The organism is Eubacterium sp. An3 (assembly GCF_002159465.1).
GTDB lineage: Bacteria > Bacillota > Clostridia > Lachnospirales > Lachnospiraceae > Anaerobutyricum > Anaerobutyricum stercoris.
Map to the genome: position 1 here is coordinate 89,322 of NZ_NFIR01000010.1, position 21,775 is coordinate 111,096.

The following is a 21,775-nucleotide window of genomic DNA, read 5'->3' on the forward strand; positions in this document are numbered from 1 at the left end:
TTTAAAGGGTTTATGGCATTTTACTTTGTTTGGGTTTGCTTTATCCAGACAAATATTTTAGCAACAAATAGCAGAAACATAAGGGCGGTTACATAGGGTTGTCTTGCCGCAGCGAAGAAGCAGATAAAAAGCGTACTCAGCACGAGAGAGCATTTTGTGATTATGTTGCTCCATGATTCCTTTTCAAAACAAACACACATCAGTTTCGCTATCCCAAGTGCAATCAAAACAATAAAAACAATCCAATAGATTGCAAGATATATTGGGGTAGTGTCTGTAAATGAAAGTAGATTGACAGAATAAATATATCCGTCAACAAGGTTACCATACAACGGCAAAAGTATAAAAGTAACCGCCATCATATCTAATATTCCATAAATGAAACTGTAAATTTTTTTCAAGTTGGAACGATTTTCAGTTTCGGCAAGTGTAATCAGTTCTTCGCCCGATAGCAGTTCATCTATGGTCACAGAAAAGAATTTAGAAATACACTTGAGCGACTCAATGTTAGGGTAACCCTTGCCGCTTTCCCATTTTGAAATGGCTGTTCTTGATACATATAATTGCTCCGCAAGTTGTTCCTGCGTTAAGTTCTTTCCAGTCCTAAGCTGTTGTAGCTTTTCATTAAATTCCATGATTCTCCTCCTGTTTGTTCCTTGTTTTCATACGTCCATCAACGGGTTTTTCTGCATCTTTTGGTATCATCCATGCACGACCAAATTTTTCAGTTCCGTCAATGCGATTTTCCTCACATAATTTTTGTATCCGTCTTTCCGATATGCCCCATTTTTCAGAAGCGGCTTTCACAGAAATGTAATTCATAATATCAACTTCCTTTCGCAAAGAGTATATAATTATTATATACGGAATGACGAATAATAGCAAGTTTCTCTCCACTAATACGAAATTATACACTACTAAACATAAAATCATACTTCGTTCAAATATCATCACCCGAAATGTACAATGATATAGGATGATATTAAAATGTACCAAGATGAAAGAAAACTTGATTTTAAGCCGTTAGGTATAGCGATAAAAAAAGCTCGGGAAGCAAAAGGGTGGACACAGGAATATCTTGCCCAACTGGTAGACCTTACGCCACGCTCTATTATGTATATAGAGAACAGGGGGCAGCACCCAAGGCTTAACAAATTTTATCTCATTACTACCTTGCTTGACATCTCTGTAGACCAGTTCTTTTTTCCATGCAATGAAGATGGCGACAACAATCGCCGCAAACAAGTTGATGTACTGTTGAATGATATGGAAGAAAAGGAGCTTATCGTGATGGAAGCTACGGCTCAAGGCTTGAAAAAGGCAAGAGAAACTGCGGAATAATTAACGCTGTTTTCGTAAGCCAAGCCAACTGAAAAAAGTGCGACACCTACACAGGCTATCGCACTTTTTAGGTTATTTTTTTATTCTCCACACAAATCATAAAGCTGTTCACATCGGTTTTGAATATCTAAGATTTCTGTTTCGGTTAAACTCCTGCGGTTATGAGTAAGTTGTTGCTCTAAAAAATCACGATAGCCATCAAGTAAGGCATCCCGTAAAAGCTCGGGGGCTTTGCAATGTTCCACACCAAACCATTGCTCATCTTTTTCATCCCAAATCATAACGGTGTATCCTCGCTTAGTGTTCACCACCTCCAAAACACTATCTTTATTTAGGTAATCGTTGAATACTTCTAAAACCTTTTCAAAGGTCATCATTTTATCAGCCCTTTCATATTTTAGGTGCTTATATGTAAGTAGTTTATATACTTATTACGACTATGATAATAAAAGTAAATCATCGTGTAAAGGATACGGATATTGTTTGCGAACAAAAGTGGCAAGCGATGCCTGTGGCTATCCAGATAGCCCCACGCGCTTGTTGAGGGAAGTCCCCCAAGCCCCCTTGGAACACAGATTTTCAATCTGTGGCTGCGCGTTCTTGTGAACGCTTTTGACTGCGACCAGCTCACCGCTGGCCGTGGTCTTTTTCTTTCTGTTGCGGCTCGGTCTGCTCCATCGCCAGGACCCGATCCACGTTATTCTTGACCGTCAGCAGCTCCCGCATGGTGGCGCGGGCCTGCCGGTACTCACCGTAAGCCTTTTTCTTGTCCGCCAGTAGCTGGGCGTACTCGGTCTGAAGCTCCTTGATGGTGGGCAGCTTCTTCACATTCAGCTCGTTGAAGGCTTCCTTGGCGGCCTGGTGCAGCAAGATTTCCTCCTCATGCTCCTGCCGGAATTTCTTTGAATACCCGGCCTTGCGGTAGGCCACATAGGTCTCGCGGGTCTTGGCGTAGTTGACGATGTGGGTGCGCAGCACGGCAATCTCGGCCATGCGCTTCTCAGCGGCCTTGATCTGATCGGACAGCGCATTATAGCGGGCCGTCGCCTCTGCTGTTTTGGTTTCCAAATCGGCATAATCCAGCAGCCCATGTTCGGACAGGTAGTTGAGGGTCTGTGCCATCTGCTTGAGGTTGAACACCTTGGCCCAGCGGGCGTACCCGGCACCTTTTCCGGCCTGGAGTTTTGCCTGGATGTCCACCAGCAGATTGACCTTCGGCGGAGCGGCCTGCGGGACGGCTTGCTTGCGGGGCATATGTTCTTTCTGGCCGGAGAGGACCGCCAACAGATCGTCCAGCGTGTAGCCGTCCCCCAGCCGGTCAAAGCGGACATTGTTGCCCCAGCCCTCCGCGCCGATGGAGATGTTTTTTCCGCGCCGGTGAACGGTGAAGCCGTCCTGTTCCAACAGGCGCAGCAGCTCCTCCAGGCTGGCCGGTTTCTGCGCCAGTGCCCGGTCAATGGCCTGACGCAGCTGCTCCTTGTGGGAGGGCTTCGCCGCGTCACCCAGCCACTTGTTGTAGCTCTGGCCGCGCCGCTTGGGAGCCTCCACAATGGAGTAACCGTTCTCAACGCAGATGGTATCGCTCAGACGGTGGACGGCGCGGGTGCTGCCCCAAAAGTTGCGGAACTTGCGGTCACACTCCAGCGTGGTGGAGTTCCATATAATATGGTTGTGGACGTGAGCCTTGTCGATGTGGGTACAGACGATGAAAGCGTGCTTGCCTTTGGTAAAACGCCGGGCCAGCTCCACGCCCAGCCGGTTGGCTTCTTCCGGCGTGATCTCGCCCGGCACAAAGGACTGCCGCAGGTGGTAGGCGATCACGTCATCCTTGCCGCGCACACGGCCGGTGCGGGCAGCGTAGGTCTGCTTATCAAGAAGGAACTGGGCGTCGGCCACGCGGCTGTCGCATTGGTAGCTGGTAATGAGCCTGCCGTGGTCGGTCTTATCGGGATTTTTTACATAGTCGATGATGTCGCTGATCGCCTTGCCGACCGTGCGGCCCTTGCCGGCGTGCAGGGGCATAATGCGGGTTGTGGCCATAATGATTTTCCCTCCTTTTTGACAGACACTATCTGTCGAATTGATTTGACTGATCAAAGGCGGTGCCGAATCGCAGCTTAATTCGCCTGACACTGTCTGCATTTTCTAGAATCACAGAGAACCATTTCAGAATTATATACCCACGCAGAATGGGTTTGATAATGCGTGAAAAATCCCGTATAATAAGAACGTATAAATCCACATCGAAAGGGGGCTGTTGCTCCTATGACAGAAACCGAACTTCTGAAACTGATTCAAGGCGGCGAAAACATCCAGGTGGAGTTTAAGAAATCCACTACCGAGATCACAAAGGATGTTTACGATACCGTCTGCTCGTTTTCCAACCGGGACGGTGGCACCATCCTCCTGGGCGTCAAAGACAGTGGGGAAATTTTGGGCGTCGCCCCGGACGCAGTGGACCGCATGAAAAAGGACTTTGTGACTTCCATCAACAACGGGCAGAAAATCAATCCGCCTCTTTACTTGCAGCCGGAAACCTGTGCGGTGAATGGTCGTACCTTGCTGGTCATTCAGGTGCCGTCCGGCAGCCAGGTCTGCCGCCACCACGGACGCATTTTTGACCGCAACCACGAAGCGGATATTGATATAACCGACAATTCTGACCTGGTGTACCAGTTGTACGCCCGGAAAAGCGGCAGCTATTTTGTCAACAAAGTGACGCGTTTCCAAATGGAGGACCTGCGTCCCGACCTGATTGAGCGCGCCAGAGCCATGACCGCCAGCCGCACGGCCAACCATCCGTGGAAGTCCCTATCGGATGAAGAACTGCTGCGCAGCGCCGGGCTGATTTTGAAAGACCCCGAACGGCAGATAGAAGGCATCACCCTGGCGGCGATTCTCCTGTTTGGCAAGGACTCCACGATCCTGTCCGTGCTGCCGCAGCACAAGACGGACGCCATCTTCCGGGTAGAAAACGTGGACCGTTACGATGACCGGGACGTTATCATCACCAATCTGCTGGAAACCTATGACCGGCTGATTGCTTTCGGCCAAAAGCACCTCAGCGACCCTTTTGTGCAGGAGGGCGTCCAGAGCGTCAGCGCCAGAGACCGTATCCTGCGCGAAATCTGTTCCAACAGCCTGGCTCACCGGGATTACTCCAGCGGCTATGTGGCAAAGTTTGTGATCGAGCGCGACCGGCTCTATACCGAAAATGCCAACCGTTCTCACGGGCATGGTGCCCTGCATCTATCCTCCTTTGAGCCGTATGCCAAGAATCCGCCCATCTCCAAAGTGTTCCGAGAGATCGGACTGGCGGACGAGCTAGGGTCCGGGATGCGAAATACTTACAAATACACGAAGCTCTACTCCGGCGGGACGCCGGAATTTATCGAGGGCGATGTGTTCCGCACGGTGGTTCCGCTGGCCCCGGTTGCGGTGGAAAAGGTTGGGCCGAAGGACGGGACCCAAGTGGAGACCCAAGTGAGGACCCAAGTGGAGACCCAAGTGACGCTTGCGAATCAGATTTTAGCCTTTTGCGCAGCACCACGCTCCAAAGCGGAAATTGCAGAACATTGTGGATATAAAAATACAAAAGGATTTACAAAACGCTACTTGCGGCCACTACTGGATCAGGGGCAGTTGCAAATGACCATCCCGGATAAGCCTCGAAGCCAACATCAAAAGTATGTGGCCATAAAAAAAGCTACACCGGGCAATTAAACTCAATCAGGGTGCCGGAGAAATCACACACTCCGACACCCTGATTTTTTTGCGCTTTTGACGGAAGTAAACTTTACTTTCGTGCTAATCTTATCTATGAAATTAGCATAAAAGTAAAGTCGAAAATTGCCGGGCACTCACTCCCGGCAATTCTGTGTTTTCTATTTAGCCATATACTGCATCCTGGATCATGTACCGCAGATCCTGCACCTTGCCAAGTAACCAGGCGGCGGCCATCGGCAGGCCCACCGGGCTGACCAGGAAGGCGATCACCAGCAGGATGATGCCATTCTGCGGCGAGTAGGTCACCAGCACCGCGATCCCCAGCAGCGCCACCACCGTGGAGGCCAGGCCAAAAATAAAGCTGGATACATACAGCAGCCCGAAGCACACCCAGGTGAACAGGGCCAGCGCCAGCACCACCGGCGCAGCAAGGATTTTCAACCCCAGTTTCAAGATAAACCATATAGCTCTCATTTCAGCGCCTCCTTCCGCCAGTCCAGGTATGACTGGCACAGTTCTTCCACGGCTTTTTCATCGGCCTCTGTAACTTCCCGTCGGCCTTTCGTCCGGCGGAGCAATTCAAAGTCCTGGTAATCCGTGAGCAGCAGATCAAACAGTTCCTCCGGGGTCCGGCAGAGGATGCCGTCCACGCAGTAGCGGGAATCCTTGTTCCAGGTCAATCGTACATAGCCGCGCCTACATGGGAGGACTTCTTCCTCCAGGTCTTGCCGCAGGTAATCCCGGAACACCGTCAAAACATTTTCAAACGTCAGCATCAGCCATCACCTCGTTTCTGTCTCCATTATCCTCGATGTCATACAAAACTGCAACGATACGGGCAAAGAAAAAAGAGGGAGGCCCAGCGCAGCAAGCCTGCACGCGCCGGACCTCCCTCTCAGCAGGGGCGTATGCCCCTGTCACGCCAGCTTTGCCAGTTGGGTCAATACCTGATGCACCCCATCCCACAAAGCCTCCTGCCGCCGGGATATATCCTCCAAGTCGGTGTCATAAATACGCCCGGTCTCATGCACGCGGCGGGTCAGCTGATTGAGGTTGTTGCTGGAATAGCGCATCAGGGAGACCAGCTCTTTCAGCTCCGGCAGTTCCAGGCGCACCACATACCCGTCCAGGGCCATCTTGCGCAGATAGGCTTCCCTGTTCTTTGTCCCTAGCTGGGCCATCTTCTGCTCAATCAGCGCCAGTTCTTCCGGCGAGACCCGGAAGTTCAGCTGCACCTCCCGTTTGCGCTTGGGGCCGCTCACCGCTCCGGCTCCTTTTTCTTATGCGCAGGGGATTTTTTCTCCGGCTTTTCAGCGGGGCGAGGCTCCTGTTTCAGCTGGCGGCGGACCGAGGGGCGGCGCTGGCGCAGCTCCTTGCTGCGGTCCTCTTTGGCCAGGATCGTGACATAGGTGCCGGGCCGGTCCACCATCCCGGTGATTACCAGGCTGCGGAACGGCAACAGTGCCATCAGCTGGTCGTGGGCCTGGGTGCCTGCGCGGGCCAGAAAGTCCGGCGACACGCGGGCCATGTAGTGGGTGCCGTGGGGGCTGTTGGGGGTATCCGGCGCACGAAGCTCCTGCAAGAGCCGGGCGGCCTCGGCGTGGATTTCCTCCGGCGTCAGCGGCTGGAACCGCAGATAGTCCTGCCGCGCATCACCCTGTTCGCGGGCATAGGCGGCGTCGTGCCGGTAGAGCGGCCGTTCCCGCTGAGCATCCAGCGCCGCCTCGGCCCGCTGCTCGATGCTGTCCCGCACCATATCCATGTAGGAAGTCTCCCGGTCGGCAAACTCCTTGTAGACATCCGCCAGCGGGGACGGGGACGCCAGCAGTGCGGCGGCTCGGCTTTGGGGCAGATCCAGTTCCTCCATTGCCATCAAAATGTCCTCTCGGACCGTGTACTCGTAGGTATGCTTTAGAATTTCCTCCGGGGGCTGGTTTTTCAGCCAGTCCCGGAACTTGTCTTGTTCGGCGGTCATCTTCTCATAGAGGGCCGTGTTTTTGTCGGTATTCATGTTATCGCACCTCCTGTCCGTGGTGTTTGGGTTTCTTGTCCGGGCTGCGCGGCGGTACCGGGCGTTTCAGCCCTTCCAGCACCGAGGGGCGGTTGCTCTTGGCAAGCACCGCTTCCGGCGCAGGTCGGCCCCGGCCGTCCATGTTCAGCAATACATCCAGCTCGGCCAGCCGGGCGGACTTGTCCCGCAGCTCCTGTTCCTGGGGAAAGGGCTTGCCCACTTCGGCTTTGGCGGCGGCCTGCTGCTGGTAGAGATTGTCCAGCTGGTCCTTCACCGCCTTCAGCCGCTGGGGCATCTGCGCCAGGGCATTGTCGATGCGGGTCAGGTTGCCGCGCGGGTCGGTGCCCAGGGCCGCCCGGTGGGTCATCTGGCCTTTCAGCAGGAGCGTATACTCCTTTGAAAAAAAGTTAAATTCCACTGACATGGCAAACCCTCGATAGCTGCCCACCAGCACCGGGTCGGACCCTTTGACCTCCTTGCAAGCGTCCAGCAGGGCAGCACCGGCGTTCTCCTTGTCGGTCAGAGTACTGTCCTTTGAGCGTGTCCAGATACTGCCGCAGGATGGTCTCCCGGCTCATGGCGTTCACCAAGCTGACCTCCATGCCGGAGAGCTGGATGTCGGCGGGCATCAGGTCCACGCCCTCCGGGTGGTGTAGGATGCCCTCACTGGGGCGGAGCGGCTCGTCCATCAGGATGCGGCCCATCGCGTCCGAGAGGGTGAAGGGCAGCTTGTCCGGCTGCGGGTTGCCCAGGCTGATGGTCAGGCTGGCCTGGGGGTCAGCATCCACCAGCAGCACTTTCTTTCCGGCCTGGGCCAGCCCTATCCCTAAGTTGGCGCAGGTGGTCGTTTTGCCGACGCCGCCCTTCTGGTTGGCGACGGCGATGATTTGCGTGTTCATTATGTTTCACCTCGTTTCTGTTGATTGCGTTCGGTTCTGGAAATAGAAAAAGCCGCCACTTCTTTCGATAAAAAGAGTGACGGCTTTTTCTGATCCCGGAACATTAGTCCCTGGAAATGCAAAAAGCGCCCAGCAGGTACACTGAACGCTTTCGCAATAAAATCATATTCATTTGTTCATATTTGGTCAAACTCTGCCAAACCGATTTTGCATAAAAATGCAGAGGGCTTAAAAGGAAAAAACGACCTTGGGGGAGAGGGAAAGGCCAAAAAAGTTGTCCTATTATTTAACCCATTAGCCCTCATTTTAGGGGTGGTTGTCCTTTATTTAACCCATAAAAATCGGGTTAAAACAGGTCAGACTATGCCAAAACAGGGCAAACAATCTGAAAAGGAAAAACCCCGAAAACCGCATGGTTTCGGGGTTTTTTGAGCTGTTTTGAACTGAAATCAGCGCTTGCTGAACTGCGGAGCGCGACGGGCTGCCTTGAGACCGTACTGCGCTCGTTTTTGAGCCGTTTTTCCTTGGTATTTCGGGCTTTTCCGGACTTTTCGCTGTTCAGTTATCCTATGTGGTAACCACGGAAAATGGCTGTTTTTCAATCAGCAGCGTTCTGATGAAAAGCACCGTTTACTACACTGAACAACTCCTCTGGCTTATTATACTTGACCTTAGCATAGATGTCCATAGTTGTTTTGCTGTTTTCATGTCCTGCAAGATACTGAACCGTCTTGGGATCAACTCCGGCATAAAGCAGGTTCGTGATGTATGTGTGCCGGAGCTGGTGTGGGGTCACATCAAAATCCAGCGTATATTTGATTTTGGGTTGATTCCTCTGTGTCATGCCCAGCGTTGGTGTAACCGTGTACTTGATGCTCTGCCCATTCACATACTTATAGTAGTTGCGCGGCTTGGTAGACCGAACAACTACATACTGCCATACCCTTTGAAATTGCGATGCAGCTAACGGCTGTCCTTCGCTATCCGAAATCACATAGTCCGACTTTGATGCTGTTTTGGCTTCACGCAGGCAGTCCACCAAGCACTTGGGAATCGGAATATCCCTTTTAGCCGCCTTGGTCTTTAGAACAGTGGAAATCACGGGTCTGTTATGTTCCGTGCGCCATGCTCGCCTTACCGAGATATAGGGAGTAGACTCGTCCAGGAATACACAGTCCCATTGCAGCGCAAGGATTTCTTCCCGGCGCAGACCGGAATATAACCCAAGCATAATGAACAAGTAGGGAGGAAGCTCCCTGACCGTATCCAGAAGCACTTCTACCTGCTGATCTGTCAATGCCTCCCTCTTTTTCGCTGGCTTTCCGCCCTTTCCCGATATTCCTACACAGGGGTTATGCTCAAGTATCTGGCTGCGCTCTGCCGAGTAGAAAATACACTTGAGAAGCATATTTACTGTGCTGTATAACCCCTCCGATTTTTTTGACAGCGGTACAAGCGCCAGCCGAATATCATCTGCGGTCACTTCTTCCATATACATCTCACCCAAAGGCTTAATGATATAGTTCTTCATGTCAGCAGTATATCCTCTCAATGTAGAAGCAGATACCTTTGCCGACTGCATCAGCAGCCACTTCTGACAATACTCGGCCACTGTCGGATGCTGCCGACGAAAGATGATCTCCTCCACCTGTCGCCGCGCTTCTAATTGCTTCTCATATAATTCTTCGCAAGTAGCAGCATACAAACTCACCTGCTTGCCATCTGCGTCCATGATCCGGGTTCTGTAATACTGGATTCCTTTTTGCATAATGGTTCCGTACTGCGGAACCTCTGTTTTCATTTTCGCCATCTTTGACCTTCCTTTCCTGATAACGTGCAGTTTCCGTATCTACACTCTCTTTTTATCAGAAAGTACAGACTTAATCAAAGATACGGCCTATGTAAAGCAAAGAGCGAGACATCCTTGCCTCGCTCCTGCTTCGTTTTCGCGTTTGTTATTTTATGCTCACACTGAATCCCATTGCGAAAATGCGTTACCCATCGTTCTGACCAGCTCATCCGGCCTGTTGTATTTGACCTTTGCGTAAATGTCCATGGTAATTTTGCTGCTTTCATGGCCTGCCAGGTATTGCACCGTTTTGGGGTCTACCGACGAATGAATCAGATTCGTGATGTAGGTGTGTCGCAACTGATGCGGTGTTACTTCAAAGTCCAGGCTGTAAACAACATTACCGTTATGCGCCGCCTTTTCTCCAAGAACAGGTGTGACCGTATGCTTTACCCGCTTTCCATCCTCATATCGGTAGTAGGACCGTTCCTTGACTGTTCTGGTGACAACATACTGCCACAGCCGCTTAAACTGCGTATAGGACAGCGGATCGCCGTCCCGGTTCGGCACCACATACTCCGAAGTCGAATTTTCCTTTGTCTCTTTCAGGCACTCAGCCAAACAGGTCGGCAGTGGAATATTTCGCTCGGCAGCCTTCGTTTTTAATTCTTCCAGAATCACCGGCCTGTTGTTTTCTGTATGCCATGCTCTCCGCACTGTTAAATAAGGAAAGTTTCCATCAAGATAGACCGAATCCCATTTCAGGGCGAGGATTTCTTCCCGCCGCAAGCCTGCGTACAATCCAAGCATCACAAACACATAGGTTGGCAGTCCTTCCACCGCATCCAATAAGCGCTCGACCTGCTCGTCTGTCAGCGCCGCTTTATCTTTCTGCGGAACGCCGCCACCCTTTGTCGTTAGATAGATCGTCGGGTTATTATCTATAATCCGGCTTTCCTTTGCTGCACGGAAAATAGATTTATACAGGATCACGACCGACTTATATACCGATGCAGATTTTTTTGAAACAGAGACAAGTGCAAGCTGAATATCATCCAGGCTGACCTCTCCCATCCGCTTATCACCTAATTCCGCAATGATATGACGCCGTACCTTTGAGGTATAGTCCGTCAAAGTCGTGGTACGAACATGAACAGACTGCATCAACAGCCATTTCTCACAATACTCTGCAACCGTGGGTGTTTTTCGATGAAATGTGGCGTTCTCAATCTGCTCCAACGCAATCGTTTCCTTATTATAAAGTTCTTCGGGCGTTCTTGCATAAAGGGCAACGAGTTTTCCATCTGCATCTTTGATTCTTGTTCTGTAATACAGGACACCTTTTTTTATAACCGTTCCATATTCAGGAATTATCATTTTCCTTTTTGCCAATTCCGTCACCTCCTAAAATAATCTCCAGCGCTGTATCTTTGTTTTATCAGAGATCTTCAGTTCCAGCAAGGATACGGATTGGCTCATGCTCCGGCGTTCCGGGTCTTGCGGTAAGTCGCATTCTTTTCCATCGGTTTTGCCCGGTGGGTGCATTTTGCGATATACTCCTGAAGGCCCATATCAGTAAAATATACACAACCGTTCTGCACATACTGAACATAAGAAATCAAGCCGTTGTTACGGGCCGCATCCAAGGTCGCAATGCTGATTCCCAGGATTCTGGCAGCTTCTTTTCGTGTAATCAGTTTTTCCATAAATCATATTCCCTCCATTCCGTCAAGGTTGTCATCGTGCTTTCAAAATCACATGAATGCACTGGCAGCCGAAACTGCCAGTGCATGGTATCTAACTTTGAAAAGAAAACTGCATCTGGATGATGACCTGTTGTTGCTTACGGTAACCGGACGCAGCTCTCTTGAATTTGAAGTTCGCTTTCGCCACATTTGCCACGCATCCCTGACGATGGGGACATTCCCGGTCTCCGCTGGCGCGGATGTCATAACTCCGCAGCGTCGTTTTACTCGTGCGCCGCAGGGTTCCGCCTCAAGTCCGTGGGCGGGTGTGAACAAGTATCTTTAAGCCCCCATGGAGTCCTCGCGCTCGAAGTGCCACCTCCGGGTCTCAGGCTGGCGTTGATCGCTGGGAACAGCCTTGTTTATCACCTCCTTGGCTGTCCATCTTGGCGGCGCGCCTGATTCGCTCGTACATGGGTTATGTACCAGAAATGCCGTCTATTCAATTGTCAAAGTACCATCGAAGGGGAAAACTTGTCCTTCTATTAACACTGACAAAAGGGGCAAAAAACAGGCGCTTCAAATGAAACTTTATCAAAAAATTTTTGCCAACTGTTTCAGCCCACGCCGGATGCTGTCACGGACACGGCTCGGATCTACACCTTCGGCTCCGGCAATCTCATTTACGCTCATCCCCAGATAGTACCGAGCATAAATTCTTTTTGCCTGTTTCTCCGGCAAAGCCATCACGGCGGAGTAAATCTGCTCGCGCAGCTGCTTTTCCTCCAGAAGCATCTCCGGCGTCTCCAGCTTTCGCAGGACCGCATTTTCAATTCCATTCTCACAGTCCAGGGAGTACTGCGCCTTATAGCGATACATTTTTCGCTCATAGGCTGCTTCAGCTCGCTCGTCAGACTGAAACACCGCTTGTACTTCATCGGTTACTTCCAAAAAGGCATCGGTTTTATAAACATCGGGATACAGATCCCGAAGATTGACTTTCTTCATTATGTACCTCCATTTCGATTCACGGGTGATTAGCGGGTGAATCGAATGGAGGCGGGGAACGGCATCGAGGCCGTTTGGGGACATTCGGCAAAAAACGACAAGCAAAAGCGCCAGTCTCCCATTCCAGGAAACTGGCGCAACAAAAAAGATCATTATTATTCCGGTTTGCGCAGAACGATAATACCGACAGGTTGCCGAACTGCCCCGGAGGGGAAGCTACACTTTTTTTAGCAAGTGAAGATTATGAGAACTGTAAAAGGTTAAAACAAACAAAGCGGCATCCTCCTATATGCCGCTGTAAATAACCTTTCTGTCTACGCAGTATAAAGCGGCAGCTATTCAGCAAGCCGCGTTTTCATTGAACCATTACTCAATTAACAGCTGCTCGCCATTATTGAGAGCTATGGTATAGAACAGAAAGCAAGATTTACTTTAGATTTATACAAGATTTGCACAAGAAATACCTATACTTCGAATTTGTAGCCTATTCCTCGAATGCTTTTAATATGTTCTGATGCAGTTTCCGAACTTTTTAACTTTTTCCGTAAATTACTTATATGGCTTGAAATCGCATTGCGTGAATAAAACGAAAAATCATCATGCCAAACAGAATCCATTATCATTTCATAAGTATAGACTTGCCGTTGATTCATAATTAGCAGCGCAAGAATATCAAACTCTTTTTCGGTCAAATCAATGCATACCCCAGCTATCTCTACAGACCTGTACTCTAAGCAGAAAGACAAGTCTTTCACAGTGATGATTGTTAGCGGTCTTCTTTTATCTTTTGGTATTTTCAAACAATTTCTCATACTATTTTTCTCTGAAAACATTTCTACCATAGGATGATTATAGGTATGTAAATATTGAGCAGCACCAAAATGGACACATGCATACCGCTGTTCCTCCGAATATGAAGGTGGCACAACAATAATTGGTACCGCACGTTTTTGTCTCAAGATATCCAAATCGTCTTGTGGAATCACATCAGAGCAAATAGCTACGCATATATATTCTTTAAAAGACAGCATTGCGGCCGCTTGTTTAATATTATCAGCATAGTCAAATTCAATTTCAAATTCTTTCCATCGGCCAGCAGTAACCTCATATTCATTATAGGCGTATCCTACGCCCAATACATGCGGAACCATATGTTCACCTCCTACTACTTCTAGCAGACAGTTCAAAGCTGCCGAGCATAAGTTACCCGGCAGCTCTAAACAAAACTATATTTTTCTATGATGGAGAATGCTTTTTTGCGTATCTACAAATCCTCCGTCATCGATTATTTCCCCAGTAAATCAATGCCAGTGCGCCGGGACCGGTGTGTGCTCCGATGATAGGGCCAATATAAGCAATACAAATCTCAGAATCCGGGAATTGTTCCAACAACCTTTCTTTCAGCATATCTGCTGCTTCAGGGTCATCGGCATGACCTATCAGAATCGATTTACCAAGTTCAGGTTTCCAGCCCTGTTCCATTCGGGCAATCTGAGTGGTAACAGCCTTTTTTCTTCCACGAGGTTTTTCCACTGCTTGCAGCTTTCCTTCGCTGTCCACATGAAGCAACGGTTTGATCTGCAAAGCCGTTCCCATTGCGGCTGCGGCACCTGAAACCCGCCCGCCATGTTTCAAATGGGTAAAGGTATCAACCGTAAACCAATGACATACCTCTAATCGGTGTTCCATGACCCAAGAAGCCAATTCATCAATAGACAGTCCTTCCCTCTGCTTTTTCGCAGCTTCTCTGACTAAAAACCCTTCACCCACTGCGGCAGCAAGCGTATCAATGCAGATGATTCTTCTTTCCGGATATTCCTGCTGTAGTTCTTCAACCGCTAAAAACGCAGACTGATATGTACCTGACAGACCAGAGGAAAAACAGAGATACAGAATATCGGTTCCCTGTCGCAGACAGGGTTCAAAATGCTTAAAATAAATCGTTGGGTTGATTTGTGAGGTCGTTGCAAAATTCCCAGCTCTTTGCAAGCGGTAGAACTCCTTGGCTGTGATTCCTTCCGGGGAACCATATGAGTATTCTGTTCCGCCGATCTCAACATTCATAGGAATCATTTCAACAGATGGCAGACCTGCGGTTAACTCCGGTGCGAGATCTGAGGTGGCATCTGTGAAAATTTGATAGCCGTCCATCACTTCTTACACCCACTACAGCCCTGACAAGCAGCCCACAGCTCATCGGCCTTCGGCTTCCAGGTTTCTGCATAAAGTGTAGTCTTATCACACAGATGGTCAACACTTTCCGGGGACTGATACTCGGTAGAATGGGCACCGGATTTCTTTACCATGCTACGCAGACATTCAGGATTTTCCAGCATAGGACACGGCTGGAACATATTATCATTAAAGGGCTGACCGTCGTGATAGGCCATAAACAGCGGAGACTGATATGCTTCCAGCAGGGTCTTTTCACGGATGTTGGAGTCAGAGTAATGGATAAAAGCGCAAGGCTCAATGTCACCATTGGCATTGATATGCAGATAGTTGCGGCCACCAGCAATACAGCCGTTTACAAATTTCGCATCATTCTGAAAGTCAATTGTGAAAATAGGCTTTGTGCTACGGTATTCGCAGATGCGGTTATACATCTTTTCACGCTGGTCAGGAGACGGGAGCAGCTCCACAGCGGAATCGTTGCCCACAGGCATATAGTGGAAGAACCATGCGAACTTCGCACCGCACTCCACCAGATGATCGAAGAACTCATCCGAGCTGATGGAGTCGATGTTCTTGCTGGTATAGCACCCAGATACGCCGAAAGGCAGCTTCTTTTCTTTCAGAATCTTCATCGCCCGCATAGTAGCCTGATAAGTACCCTTGCCACGGCGGAAATCAGTAGCTTCCTCGAAGCCTTCAATGCTGATGGCCGGGTAGAAGTTCTTCACCCGCAGCATCTCATCGGCAAACTTCTCATCGATAAGGGTACCGTTGGTAAAGGCAGAGAATACGCAGTCAGGATGCGCTTCACACAGGCGGAGCAGATCGTTCTTGCGTACCATAGGTTCACCGCCGGTGTAGAGGAACATATAGGTTCCCAGTTCATTGGCCTGATTGATGATGTCATCCAGTTCCTCATAGCTCAGATTCAGCTTATTACCGTATTCTGCCGCCCAACAGCCGGTGCAATGAAGGTTGCAGGCGGAAGTGGGGTCCATCAGGATTGCCCAGGGGATATTGCAGCCGTACTTTTCACGATTAGCCACCTGCTTGCGGCTGCCTAAGAGAGATGCATTGACAATAAAATTGCGGAAGAACACTTTGCGGACTTCAGAATCAATGTCCGTCCAAAGGCTGTTGATCAGGCGCATCCAGTTGCTGTCAGGCTGCTCCATCACCTTACGGATTTGCTGGCGCTGTGTGAGATAGAGGTTATCCTTATCGAACTTATCCGCCCAATCTAACAACTTGGGGAATGCTTCCTGCGGATTGCTGTCAACATATTTCAGCACTTGATTGACGGCGAAAGCCTGTGCGCTGTCTTTAATAGAATTACTCATGGTTTTGTCTCCTTTTCTATCTTAAAAGCAAAAAGAGCCGATAATCCGCAGCACAAGGCTAACGGGTTATCGGCTCTGCGTCTATGCGTCTGGCTCTGTGATAACTGTGGTATTGAATTGTTTTACGCTGATTATTATTTCCCGTTTGCACTTCGGACAGTATAGCGGAAAATTTTCAAGTACTGTATTATCACAGATTTTAATTCTCGTTTTCTTGTTGCAGTTGGGGCATAATAGCCATTCGTTTTTTTTCATTCTTTGTTTTTCATCAGATAATAGAATATCTATGGACAATTACATTTACAACTCACGCAGTTTCCACCGCCTTGTAGAAACCATTACACACGCGCCCACAATGAGTACTGTTAAGACGATGTAGGAAAGATAGACGCCATTTAGTGCTACTTCATACACATCATAGTACCGCAGAGGGGTCAGATAATCCAAGAAACGATTCCCTGTGTACTCGGCAGTAAAGGCCAACACATAGGCGGCCAATACGAAAACCGTACCGGCGCGTACCGCGGCCTTATAAGATTTGAAAAGGCTGGCAAACAGCAGACCCAAGGCAAAAAAGAGAAGCTGGGTAAAGAACATTCCCATCGTTGTGGAAAGCACCGCTCCCGGCTGATCCAGACCGCCCAAAGGAAGAACGATCGTGAAATAATTGCACACGCCGCTGAACAGGGCGAACACCAGCAGGTTCACTGCTGAAACGATCACCTTCGCCAGAACAATGGTTTTCCGCTCCACAGGCTTTGTGAACAGGTATTCGGATGTTCCAAATTTCTTTTCCCTCGCCACACAGGACAGGCCCAGAGAGATTGCATAGGCAAAGGCCAACAGCCCCTCCCAAAAATAGATACACGCGTACCAACCAAGGGCAGTCGTGAGATCCCCTTTCACACCGAACATGATCATGATCAAGCGAGGAAATTGGCCGACTGTCCGGGCCATCTCATCCAGACTGTCCTTCAAGGATAAAAGTTCAAAATAGCAGAATCCGCACAGCAGTAACATGATCCCCAGCCAGATCAGCAGGGTCTTTCTGGTTTGGCGGAATTCGTTTTTCACCAATGTTTTCATCTTTGCACCCCCTCATGAGCGGAACTGGATGTCTTTTTTCAAAAAGACACGATAAGACAGCACCAAAAACAGGGCAAACAGCAGTACACACCATCCCAAGTAATCCAACTCATAAAAGCCAGATTTGGAAATCTCAGCCGCACTAAAGAACGAGTACGGGGACAGAAAACTAATGGCACGGTTGCTGACAATGTTGGAGAAGCTGGTGACGCAGTACTCGACAAAGACAATTAACCCGGCAGTCAAAAGTGGGCTTCGATTGCGTGAAAATAGAATTCCAACCAAAAGCCCCATAGCTGCAAGGAACAGCGTGACCAGCATGAGGGAAAGAGCAATCAGAAAGAACTCTCCCCAGTCAATGCCGGAGCGGAACAGGGCCAGCGCCAAAAAAGAGGCGAGAAGATATACCATGCTCACGACCACTACGCCGAAAAAAACCGTGAACGCCTTTGCCTAGTAAATCGTTTTTCGGGTATGGGGTTTTGTAAACAGATATTCAGAGGTTCGCTCCGAGCACTCCTTGGTGTGAATGGCGATACCGAAGTGCATCCCGAAAATACCGGACGCAATCATAAAAAAGCTGGTAAGAAACGCATAAATGCCCAACGGTGAGGTCAGATATTCCATGGACACACCAACGCCTTTGTAAAAATCACTCGTACCCAGCGTTTCATAGAGGTCTCCGGTGGAAACATCCATAAAGCTGTAATAGGTAGGCGTCATCACAAAAACACACAGAGCCAAGGCGATGGCCCAACCCAAAATATATTTGCGGTGCCTTTTCAGTTCATATTTCAAAATGACCATGCCCGACACCTCCTTACGCATAGTAGTGCATGAAGATTTCCTCCAAAGAGGGCTCTTCCAAAAGCACATCGTCCAAATGCAGCAGGTGAAGCTTGTCAATAATCGCCGTGATATTTCCGTTATACATAAAGGAAACAGAGGTCTTATCCGCAGTCTCCGCATAGTTCGCAATGCCGGACAAATCAAAGAAATCGCGAGGGATAGCCTCCTTTGCGCTCAGAGAGACTTTCTTATAGCCGCTCTCACGCAGTTCTTTGATGGACTGTATGCCAATAAGCTGTCCCTCTTTCAGAATGGCCACCCGGTCACACAGTTTCTGCACCTCACTCAGCACATGGGAGGAAAAAAACACGGTAGCGCCCCGGCTGTTTTCCTCCTTCAGAATATCATAGAAAGCCTGCTGGATCAGTGGGTCTAATCCGCTGGTGGGCTCGTCCATAATAATCAGTTTGGGCGAAGTCATAATGGCAGACACGATACCCACCTTTTTCTTGTTGCCCAGAGAAAGGTCTGCAATCTTGCGGGACAAATCCAGATTGAGCCTGTCGGCAAGCTCCTTCATCTTTGTCTTGCAGTCCATGCCGTACAGATCGGCGGTGTACTGCAAAAGTTCACGGACTTTCATGTTTTCGTAATAGCTGTTCTCGCTGGGCAGATAGCCCACATCCCTGGCGATGACGCTGGCCTTGGAGTGACAGTCCAAATCGAAGATAGATGCGCTGCCTCCGGTGGGACGGATCAGCCCCATTAGGGTGCGGATCGTGGTGGACTTACCCGCACCGTTGGGGCCGATAAAGCCGAAAAACTCTCCCTGGTTGACAGAGAAACTGAGGTTATTGATTCCTCGATGCTTCCCATAGTGCTTGGTCAATTCATTCAAGACAATCGCTTGTTCACTCATTTCAAATACTCCTCCTTATAAAAATTTTTCCGCAGAATTGCGATGTTCTTCTCAAAATCCTCCATGACAGCCTGAAAATCGAAAGCCGCCGCCCCCCGGTACCCGGCCGCATAGCCCTCGGCCATCAGAAGCAGCATCTGAAAGACCGGCTGGGCATCCTCTGGGTCTTTGAATTTCAAAGCATCCTCTTCCCGCAGAACAAGATCGTTTCGGAATCTGCCGGTCCCCTCCGTCAGGATCGCCAGCGTATCCGTCACCTCGGGAGAATTTTCCTCCCAGGCACTGGTAATAAACTGCAAGATAAAAGGCTGATTTTGGAGCCCCTCCATTTTCATGCGGCTGGATGCCAGAATCCTGTCGAACAAATCTGTTTCGGAATCGAGGGCTTCCTTATCAAATAGTCCCTCTATGATTTTCTTGCAGTATTCCAGCAGGTAAATGTAGAGCTGCTTTTTACTGCCGAAATACTGAAACACAGACGCTTTGGAAATGTGTGCGGCTACCGCAATATCATTGATTGAGGCTTTTTCATAACCAAACTTGCCGAAGCACTGGAGCGCCGCATTGAGAATGGTCAATCTCTTTTCTTCGGTCAGGGCCAAAAATTTGTCCAATTCATTTCCTCCTTTTTACACAATAACCGTTTCGGTTATTTAGAGTATAGCACCAATAACCGAAACGGTCAAGTATTTTGGAGTATGATTCAAAAGTTTTCTTTTTATACTGTTAGACCAACGAAGATTAGTCTCGAAAGTACCGGTGTGTTCAAGTCAGCAGTTGCACGAAAATGTAATTCGTTCAAATACTACTACCTGAAATATAAAATTACATTGGGTGATGTCTATGAAATTTGAACGCGATGAGCGCAAATTTGATTTCCACGATATAGGGTGCGAGATAAAGCGCAAAAGAGAAACCAGCGGGATGACACAGGATCAACTGGCCCTTATCATTGACCGTGATCCCCGCACCATCATATATAACGAAAACGACGGTCAGCATCCGAGCTTGAACACTTTTTATCAGATGGTGACAATGTTCGATATATCGGTGGATCAGTTCTTTTATCCAGACATGAGCGCAGATGACGCTTGCAAAAAGCGCATCAATACACTTGCTGCATTAACACTTGACCGATTCGGTTATTGGTGCTATACTCTGAATAACCGAAACGGTTATTGTGTAAGAAGAAGGAAATGAATTGAACAAATTTTTGGCCCTGACCGAAGAAAAGAGATTGACCATTCTCAATGCGGCGTTCCAGTGCTTCGGCAAGTTTGGTTATGAAAAAGCCTCAATGTCGATTCTGTTATATTACGCATATCGCAGAAAATTAAGTAAGAAAACTGCCAATGACAAAGAGTAAGTTATACCCACGTTATGAAAGGACGTGCTATGAAGGATTCATTGAAAAAAGGATTGATAATAGGTGCTGCCGGTAGTGCGATTTGTGTGCTTTGGCATCATCTTCTAACCAAAAAGATGATGCAGCTCGCCATGGATCGGGTTGCGCCGCAGGACAGAAGCAACGGAAAAATGCGTGTGTCCGGTTCACCTGAAATGATAGAAACCACTGAAATTGTAAAAAAGGCAGCTGGTCAGCTCGAAAAAAGCGGCTGTGACGTGGTGGAAATCACTGCTCACGACGGAATTTCATTGATTGGGCATTGGTGTCCCTGCGAAGAACCGAAAAGAACTATAGTTGCCATGCACGGGTGGCGTTCCTCCTGGTCACATGATTTTGGTCTAATCGCAGATTTCTGGCGCAATAATCATTGTTCTGTACTCTACGCAGAGCAGCGGGGACAAAATAATAGCGGCGGCGACCATATGAGTTTAGGTTTGCTGGAACGCTACGATTGCCTGGCATGGACAAATTGGATAAACGAGAAAACAGGAAAAAGCATTCCCATCTATCTTGCCGGGGTATCCATGGGTGCAACCTCTGTGCTAATGGCGTCCGAACTGGAACTGCCGGATAATGTATTTGGAATCGCAGCGGACAGTGCATTTACTTCGCTCCATGCAATTTGGAAACATGTCTCCGAAAGCAATCTGCATATTCCTTATGCTCTGCATAAAACAGGTGCCGATAGGATGTGCAAAAAGCGCATCCAAATGGATGCTGATGCTGCCTCAACTACAGAAGCGTTGAAGCACTGCCAAATTCCTGTTCTTTTTGTCCACGGAACAGATGACCACTTTGTTCCAGTTGAAATGACATACGAAAACTATAAAGCCTGTACATCAGAAAAGCGTCTGCTGATTGTTCCGGGCGCTGACCACTGTATGAGCTATCTCGTAGGAAAAAGCACCTACGAGCGCATTGCAAAAGAGTTTTGGGAATTTTGCGAACAGCGGAAAAAGAATCCGTAGATTTGAGTTTGAAGGGGGGGAATCATTATGCGCCAGCGTTGGCTCCGTGTCTTATTCCGTAGAAGGATGTTGACGATACTCCTGCTACTTTTACAGGTATATTTTCTTATATGCCTTGTACTTGGGGGAAGTCAGCTTTCCCGAAATTTCAGTCGCCTACTGACAATCGTCAGTATCATTGCGGTGCTTTATATCGTTTCCCAGAAAGACAAAGGCGCCTACAAAACTGCATGGGCGATCCTGATCCTAACCTTCCCGTTGTTTGGTGGACTGATGTATCTTTTGTCTAATGCACAATCCTCGAAATGGCGCTTTGCAAAAAGTGTCCTCCATACACAACAAAAGGCAAAACCACTCTATGCACTCCCCGGCATTTGCTATGAAAGCGCAACAAAACAACTGCCTGAATATTACCCTCAAATTCATTACTTGCAGGAATACACGGGGTTTCCAATATATGCAGATACAGAAACACATTACCTTACACCGGGTGAACGAAAGCTGGAAACACTTTTGGTCCTATGTCAAGAAAAAGTACAAATTAAATATGCCCTTTTAATGTTGAGTTACCCTGCTAAAGCTTCAGCTCTTTCATCTAATGCTGCATAGTATTCTTTTTCATACTGATCTG

Annotated in this window: 27 protein-coding genes and 2 pseudogenes; 6 read left to right on the forward strand and 23 right to left on the reverse strand. The window is 48.7% G+C overall.

Features of this window, described 5'->3' with window-relative positions; translation table 11 throughout:
• Positions 1-20 precede the first annotated feature (20 nt).
• Together bcrR and B5F87_RS21720 are read right to left on the reverse strand one after the other, a co-directional pair.
• Positions 21-635 (reverse strand): bacitracin resistance transcriptional activator BcrR, encoded by a 615-nt coding sequence (bcrR, locus tag B5F87_RS10190; RefSeq protein ID WP_002576325.1) that lies wholly within the window; start codon positions 633-635, stop codon positions 21-23.
• Positions 625-822: a helix-turn-helix domain-containing protein gene (locus B5F87_RS21720; protein ID WP_009246557.1), complete on the reverse strand. Its 198-nt coding sequence runs from the start codon at positions 820-822 to the stop codon at positions 625-627. The genes bcrR and B5F87_RS21720 overlap by 11 nt, the downstream gene beginning before the upstream one ends.
• A gap of 165 nt (positions 823-987) precedes the next feature.
• Between B5F87_RS21720 and B5F87_RS10200 the strand changes: the two genes are divergently transcribed.
• Positions 988-1,341: a helix-turn-helix domain-containing protein gene (locus tag B5F87_RS10200; RefSeq protein WP_002576326.1), complete on the forward strand. Its 354-nt coding sequence runs from the start codon at positions 988-990 to the stop codon at positions 1,339-1,341.
• 80 nt (positions 1,342-1,421) lie between these two features.
• Here B5F87_RS10200 and B5F87_RS10205 read toward each other — a convergent pair whose 3' ends face one another.
• Together B5F87_RS10205 and B5F87_RS10210 are read right to left on the reverse strand one after the other, a co-directional pair.
• Complete coding sequence (locus tag B5F87_RS10205; protein WP_002576327.1) at positions 1,422-1,718, reverse strand: hypothetical protein; 297 nt, start codon at positions 1,716-1,718, stop codon at positions 1,422-1,424.
• A gap of 250 nt (positions 1,719-1,968) precedes the next feature.
• The gene (locus B5F87_RS10210; RefSeq protein ID WP_087280672.1) at positions 1,969-3,381 is read right to left on the reverse strand and encodes a relaxase/mobilization nuclease domain-containing protein; all 1,413 of its coding nucleotides are present in this window, start codon (positions 3,379-3,381) and stop codon (positions 1,969-1,971) included.
• 225 nt (positions 3,382-3,606) lie between these two features.
• Here B5F87_RS10210 and B5F87_RS10215 point away from each other — a divergent pair, with 225 nt between their 5' ends.
• On the forward strand, positions 3,607-5,064 hold the full coding sequence (locus B5F87_RS10215) for an RNA-binding domain-containing protein (RefSeq protein ID WP_087280676.1): 1,458 nt from the start codon (positions 3,607-3,609) through the stop codon (positions 5,062-5,064).
• A 165-nt stretch (positions 5,065-5,229) separates the two neighbouring features.
• Here the strand turns inward: B5F87_RS10215 and B5F87_RS10220 are convergent, their stop codons facing one another.
• The 19 genes and pseudogenes from B5F87_RS10220 to B5F87_RS10310 all read right to left on the reverse strand — a co-directional run bounded on the left by B5F87_RS10220 (position 5,230) and on the right by B5F87_RS10310 (position 19,382).
• Positions 5,230-5,541, reverse strand: coding sequence for a CD1845 family protein (locus tag B5F87_RS10220; RefSeq protein WP_087280679.1), 312 nt, complete (start codon positions 5,539-5,541; stop codon positions 5,230-5,232).
• On the reverse strand, positions 5,538-5,843 hold the full coding sequence (locus B5F87_RS10225; RefSeq protein WP_087280682.1) for a hypothetical protein: 306 nt from the start codon (positions 5,841-5,843) through the stop codon (positions 5,538-5,540). Before B5F87_RS10225 ends, B5F87_RS10220 begins: the two co-directional genes overlap by 4 nt.
• Positions 5,844-5,984: 141 nt before the next feature.
• The gene (gene mobC / locus B5F87_RS10230) at positions 5,985-6,329 is read right to left on the reverse strand and encodes a plasmid mobilization relaxosome protein MobC (protein WP_087280685.1); all 345 of its coding nucleotides are present in this window, start codon (positions 6,327-6,329) and stop codon (positions 5,985-5,987) included.
• Positions 6,326-7,078, reverse strand: coding sequence for a DUF3848 domain-containing protein (locus B5F87_RS10235; RefSeq protein ID WP_087280688.1), 753 nt, complete (start codon positions 7,076-7,078; stop codon positions 6,326-6,328). Before B5F87_RS10235 ends, mobC begins: the two co-directional genes overlap by 4 nt.
• A 1-nt stretch (position 7,079) precedes the next feature.
• Positions 7,080-7,601, reverse strand: a pseudogene (locus tag B5F87_RS10240) (helicase); the annotation flags it as partial.
• Positions 7,600-7,977, reverse strand: a pseudogene (locus tag B5F87_RS10245) (AAA family ATPase); the annotation flags it as partial. The pseudogenes B5F87_RS10245 and B5F87_RS10240, both read right to left, overlap by 2 nt.
• 598 nt (positions 7,978-8,575) lie before the next feature.
• Positions 8,576-9,787, reverse strand: coding sequence for a site-specific integrase (locus B5F87_RS10250; RefSeq protein ID WP_016147202.1), 1,212 nt, complete (start codon positions 9,785-9,787; stop codon positions 8,576-8,578).
• 156 nt (positions 9,788-9,943) lie between these two features.
• The gene (locus B5F87_RS10255) at positions 9,944-11,158 is read right to left on the reverse strand and encodes a site-specific integrase (RefSeq protein ID WP_016147203.1); all 1,215 of its coding nucleotides are present in this window, start codon (positions 11,156-11,158) and stop codon (positions 9,944-9,946) included.
• An 83-nt stretch (positions 11,159-11,241) separates the two neighbouring features.
• A complete protein-coding gene (locus B5F87_RS10260) occupies positions 11,242-11,472 on the reverse strand; it encodes a hypothetical protein (protein ID WP_016147204.1) in 231 nt (76 codons plus the stop codon).
• Between the two features lie 573 nt (positions 11,473-12,045).
• The gene (locus B5F87_RS10265) at positions 12,046-12,459 is read right to left on the reverse strand and encodes a sigma factor-like helix-turn-helix DNA-binding protein (protein WP_016147205.1); all 414 of its coding nucleotides are present in this window, start codon (positions 12,457-12,459) and stop codon (positions 12,046-12,048) included.
• 464 nt (positions 12,460-12,923) lie between these two features.
• On the reverse strand, positions 12,924-13,610 hold the full coding sequence (locus B5F87_RS10275; protein WP_016147206.1) for a response regulator transcription factor: 687 nt from the start codon (positions 13,608-13,610) through the stop codon (positions 12,924-12,926).
• 127 nt (positions 13,611-13,737) lie between these two features.
• The gene (locus tag B5F87_RS10280) at positions 13,738-14,610 is read right to left on the reverse strand and encodes a DegV family protein (protein WP_002587448.1); all 873 of its coding nucleotides are present in this window, start codon (positions 14,608-14,610) and stop codon (positions 13,738-13,740) included.
• Positions 14,610-15,974, reverse strand: coding sequence for a radical SAM protein (locus tag B5F87_RS10285; RefSeq protein ID WP_002587447.1), 1,365 nt, complete (start codon positions 15,972-15,974; stop codon positions 14,610-14,612). The genes B5F87_RS10280 and B5F87_RS10285 overlap by 1 nt, the downstream gene beginning before the upstream one ends.
• An 81-nt stretch (positions 15,975-16,055) precedes the next feature.
• Positions 16,056-16,229 (reverse strand): cysteine-rich KTR domain-containing protein, encoded by a 174-nt coding sequence (locus B5F87_RS10290; RefSeq protein ID WP_073993866.1) that lies wholly within the window; start codon positions 16,227-16,229, stop codon positions 16,056-16,058.
• Between the two features lie 45 nt (positions 16,230-16,274).
• On the reverse strand, positions 16,275-17,060 hold the full coding sequence (locus B5F87_RS10295; protein ID WP_002587446.1) for an ABC transporter permease subunit: 786 nt from the start codon (positions 17,058-17,060) through the stop codon (positions 16,275-16,277).
• Between the two features lie 12 nt (positions 17,061-17,072).
• Positions 17,073-17,477, reverse strand: coding sequence for a hypothetical protein (locus tag B5F87_RS21420; RefSeq protein ID WP_242964385.1), 405 nt, complete (start codon positions 17,475-17,477; stop codon positions 17,073-17,075).
• Between the two features lie 36 nt (positions 17,478-17,513).
• On the reverse strand, positions 17,514-17,867 hold the full coding sequence (locus tag B5F87_RS21425) for an ABC transporter permease (RefSeq protein WP_242964388.1): 354 nt from the start codon (positions 17,865-17,867) through the stop codon (positions 17,514-17,516).
• 13 nt (positions 17,868-17,880) lie between these two features.
• Positions 17,881-18,768 carry an ABC transporter ATP-binding protein gene (locus B5F87_RS10305; protein ID WP_002587444.1) on the reverse strand — a complete coding sequence of 296 codons (888 nt, stop codon included), beginning with the start codon at positions 18,766-18,768 and terminating at the stop codon, positions 17,881-17,883.
• A complete protein-coding gene (locus B5F87_RS10310) occupies positions 18,765-19,382 on the reverse strand; it encodes a TetR/AcrR family transcriptional regulator (protein ID WP_087280691.1) in 618 nt (205 codons plus the stop codon). Before B5F87_RS10310 ends, B5F87_RS10305 begins: the two co-directional genes overlap by 4 nt.
• A 229-nt stretch (positions 19,383-19,611) precedes the next feature.
• Between B5F87_RS10310 and B5F87_RS20685 the strand changes: the two genes are divergently transcribed.
• The 4 genes from B5F87_RS20685 to B5F87_RS10330 are packed head-to-tail and all read left to right on the forward strand — an operon-like array spanning position 19,612 to position 21,753.
• Positions 19,612-19,968, forward strand: coding sequence for a helix-turn-helix transcriptional regulator (locus tag B5F87_RS20685; protein WP_002587442.1), 357 nt, complete (start codon positions 19,612-19,614; stop codon positions 19,966-19,968).
• Between the two features lies 1 nt (position 19,969).
• Positions 19,970-20,134 carry a hypothetical protein gene (locus B5F87_RS21185; RefSeq protein ID WP_002587441.1) on the forward strand — a complete coding sequence of 55 codons (165 nt, stop codon included), beginning with the start codon at positions 19,970-19,972 and terminating at the stop codon, positions 20,132-20,134.
• Positions 20,135-20,163: 29 nt separating this feature from the next.
• Positions 20,164-21,144, forward strand: coding sequence for an alpha/beta hydrolase (locus tag B5F87_RS10325; RefSeq protein WP_002587440.1), 981 nt, complete (start codon positions 20,164-20,166; stop codon positions 21,142-21,144).
• A 27-nt stretch (positions 21,145-21,171) separates the two neighbouring features.
• The gene (locus tag B5F87_RS10330; protein WP_242964391.1) at positions 21,172-21,753 is read left to right on the forward strand and encodes a PLD nuclease N-terminal domain-containing protein; all 582 of its coding nucleotides are present in this window, start codon (positions 21,172-21,174) and stop codon (positions 21,751-21,753) included.
• Positions 21,754-21,775: the final 22 nt, after the last annotated feature.

Bases quoted from the DNA above. Each gene is read 5' to 3' on its own strand.
- bcrR (WP_002576325.1), bottom strand. From the start codon at position 635: ATGGAATTTAATGAAAAGCTACAACAGCTTAGGACTGGAAAGAACTTA.
- B5F87_RS21720 (WP_009246557.1), bottom strand. From the start codon at position 822: ATGAATTACATTTCTGTGAAAGCCGCTTCTGAAAAATGGGGCATATCG.
- B5F87_RS10200 (WP_002576326.1), top strand. From the start codon at position 988: ATGTACCAAGATGAAAGAAAACTTGATTTTAAGCCGTTAGGTATAGCG.
- B5F87_RS10205 (WP_002576327.1), bottom strand. From the start codon at position 1,718: ATGATGACCTTTGAAAAGGTTTTAGAAGTATTCAACGATTACCTAAAT.
- B5F87_RS10210 (WP_087280672.1), bottom strand. From the start codon at position 3,381: ATGGCCACAACCCGCATTATGCCCCTGCACGCCGGCAAGGGCCGCACG.
- B5F87_RS10215 (WP_087280676.1), top strand. From the start codon at position 3,607: ATGACAGAAACCGAACTTCTGAAACTGATTCAAGGCGGCGAAAACATC.
- B5F87_RS10220 (WP_087280679.1), bottom strand. From the start codon at position 5,541: ATGAGAGCTATATGGTTTATCTTGAAACTGGGGTTGAAAATCCTTGCT.
- B5F87_RS10225 (WP_087280682.1), bottom strand. From the start codon at position 5,843: ATGCTGACGTTTGAAAATGTTTTGACGGTGTTCCGGGATTACCTGCGG.
- B5F87_RS10235 (WP_087280688.1), bottom strand. From the start codon at position 7,078: ATGAATACCGACAAAAACACGGCCCTCTATGAGAAGATGACCGCCGAA.
- B5F87_RS10250 (WP_016147202.1), bottom strand. From the start codon at position 9,787: ATGGCGAAAATGAAAACAGAGGTTCCGCAGTACGGAACCATTATGCAA.
- B5F87_RS10260 (WP_016147204.1), bottom strand. From the start codon at position 11,472: ATGGAAAAACTGATTACACGAAAAGAAGCTGCCAGAATCCTGGGAATC.
- B5F87_RS10265 (WP_016147205.1), bottom strand. From the start codon at position 12,459: ATGAAGAAAGTCAATCTTCGGGATCTGTATCCCGATGTTTATAAAACC.
- B5F87_RS10275 (WP_016147206.1), bottom strand. From the start codon at position 13,610: ATGGTTCCGCATGTATTGGGCGTAGGATACGCCTATAATGAATATGAG.
- B5F87_RS10280 (WP_002587448.1), bottom strand. From the start codon at position 14,610: ATGGACGGCTATCAAATTTTCACAGATGCCACCTCAGATCTCGCACCG.
- B5F87_RS10285 (WP_002587447.1), bottom strand. From the start codon at position 15,974: ATGAGTAATTCTATTAAAGACAGCGCACAGGCTTTCGCCGTCAATCAA.
- B5F87_RS10290 (WP_073993866.1), bottom strand. From the start codon at position 16,229: ATGAAAAAAAACGAATGGCTATTATGCCCCAACTGCAACAAGAAAACG.
- B5F87_RS10295 (WP_002587446.1), bottom strand. From the start codon at position 17,060: ATGAAAACATTGGTGAAAAACGAATTCCGCCAAACCAGAAAGACCCTG.
- B5F87_RS21425 (WP_242964388.1), bottom strand. From the start codon at position 17,867: ATGGTCATTTTGAAATATGAACTGAAAAGGCACCGCAAATATATTTTG.
- B5F87_RS10305 (WP_002587444.1), bottom strand. From the start codon at position 18,768: ATGAGTGAACAAGCGATTGTCTTGAATGAATTGACCAAGCACTATGGG.
- B5F87_RS20685 (WP_002587442.1), top strand. From the start codon at position 19,612: ATGAAATTTGAACGCGATGAGCGCAAATTTGATTTCCACGATATAGGG.
- B5F87_RS10325 (WP_002587440.1), top strand. From the start codon at position 20,164: ATGAAGGATTCATTGAAAAAAGGATTGATAATAGGTGCTGCCGGTAGT.
- B5F87_RS10330 (WP_242964391.1), top strand. From the start codon at position 21,172: ATGCGCCAGCGTTGGCTCCGTGTCTTATTCCGTAGAAGGATGTTGACG.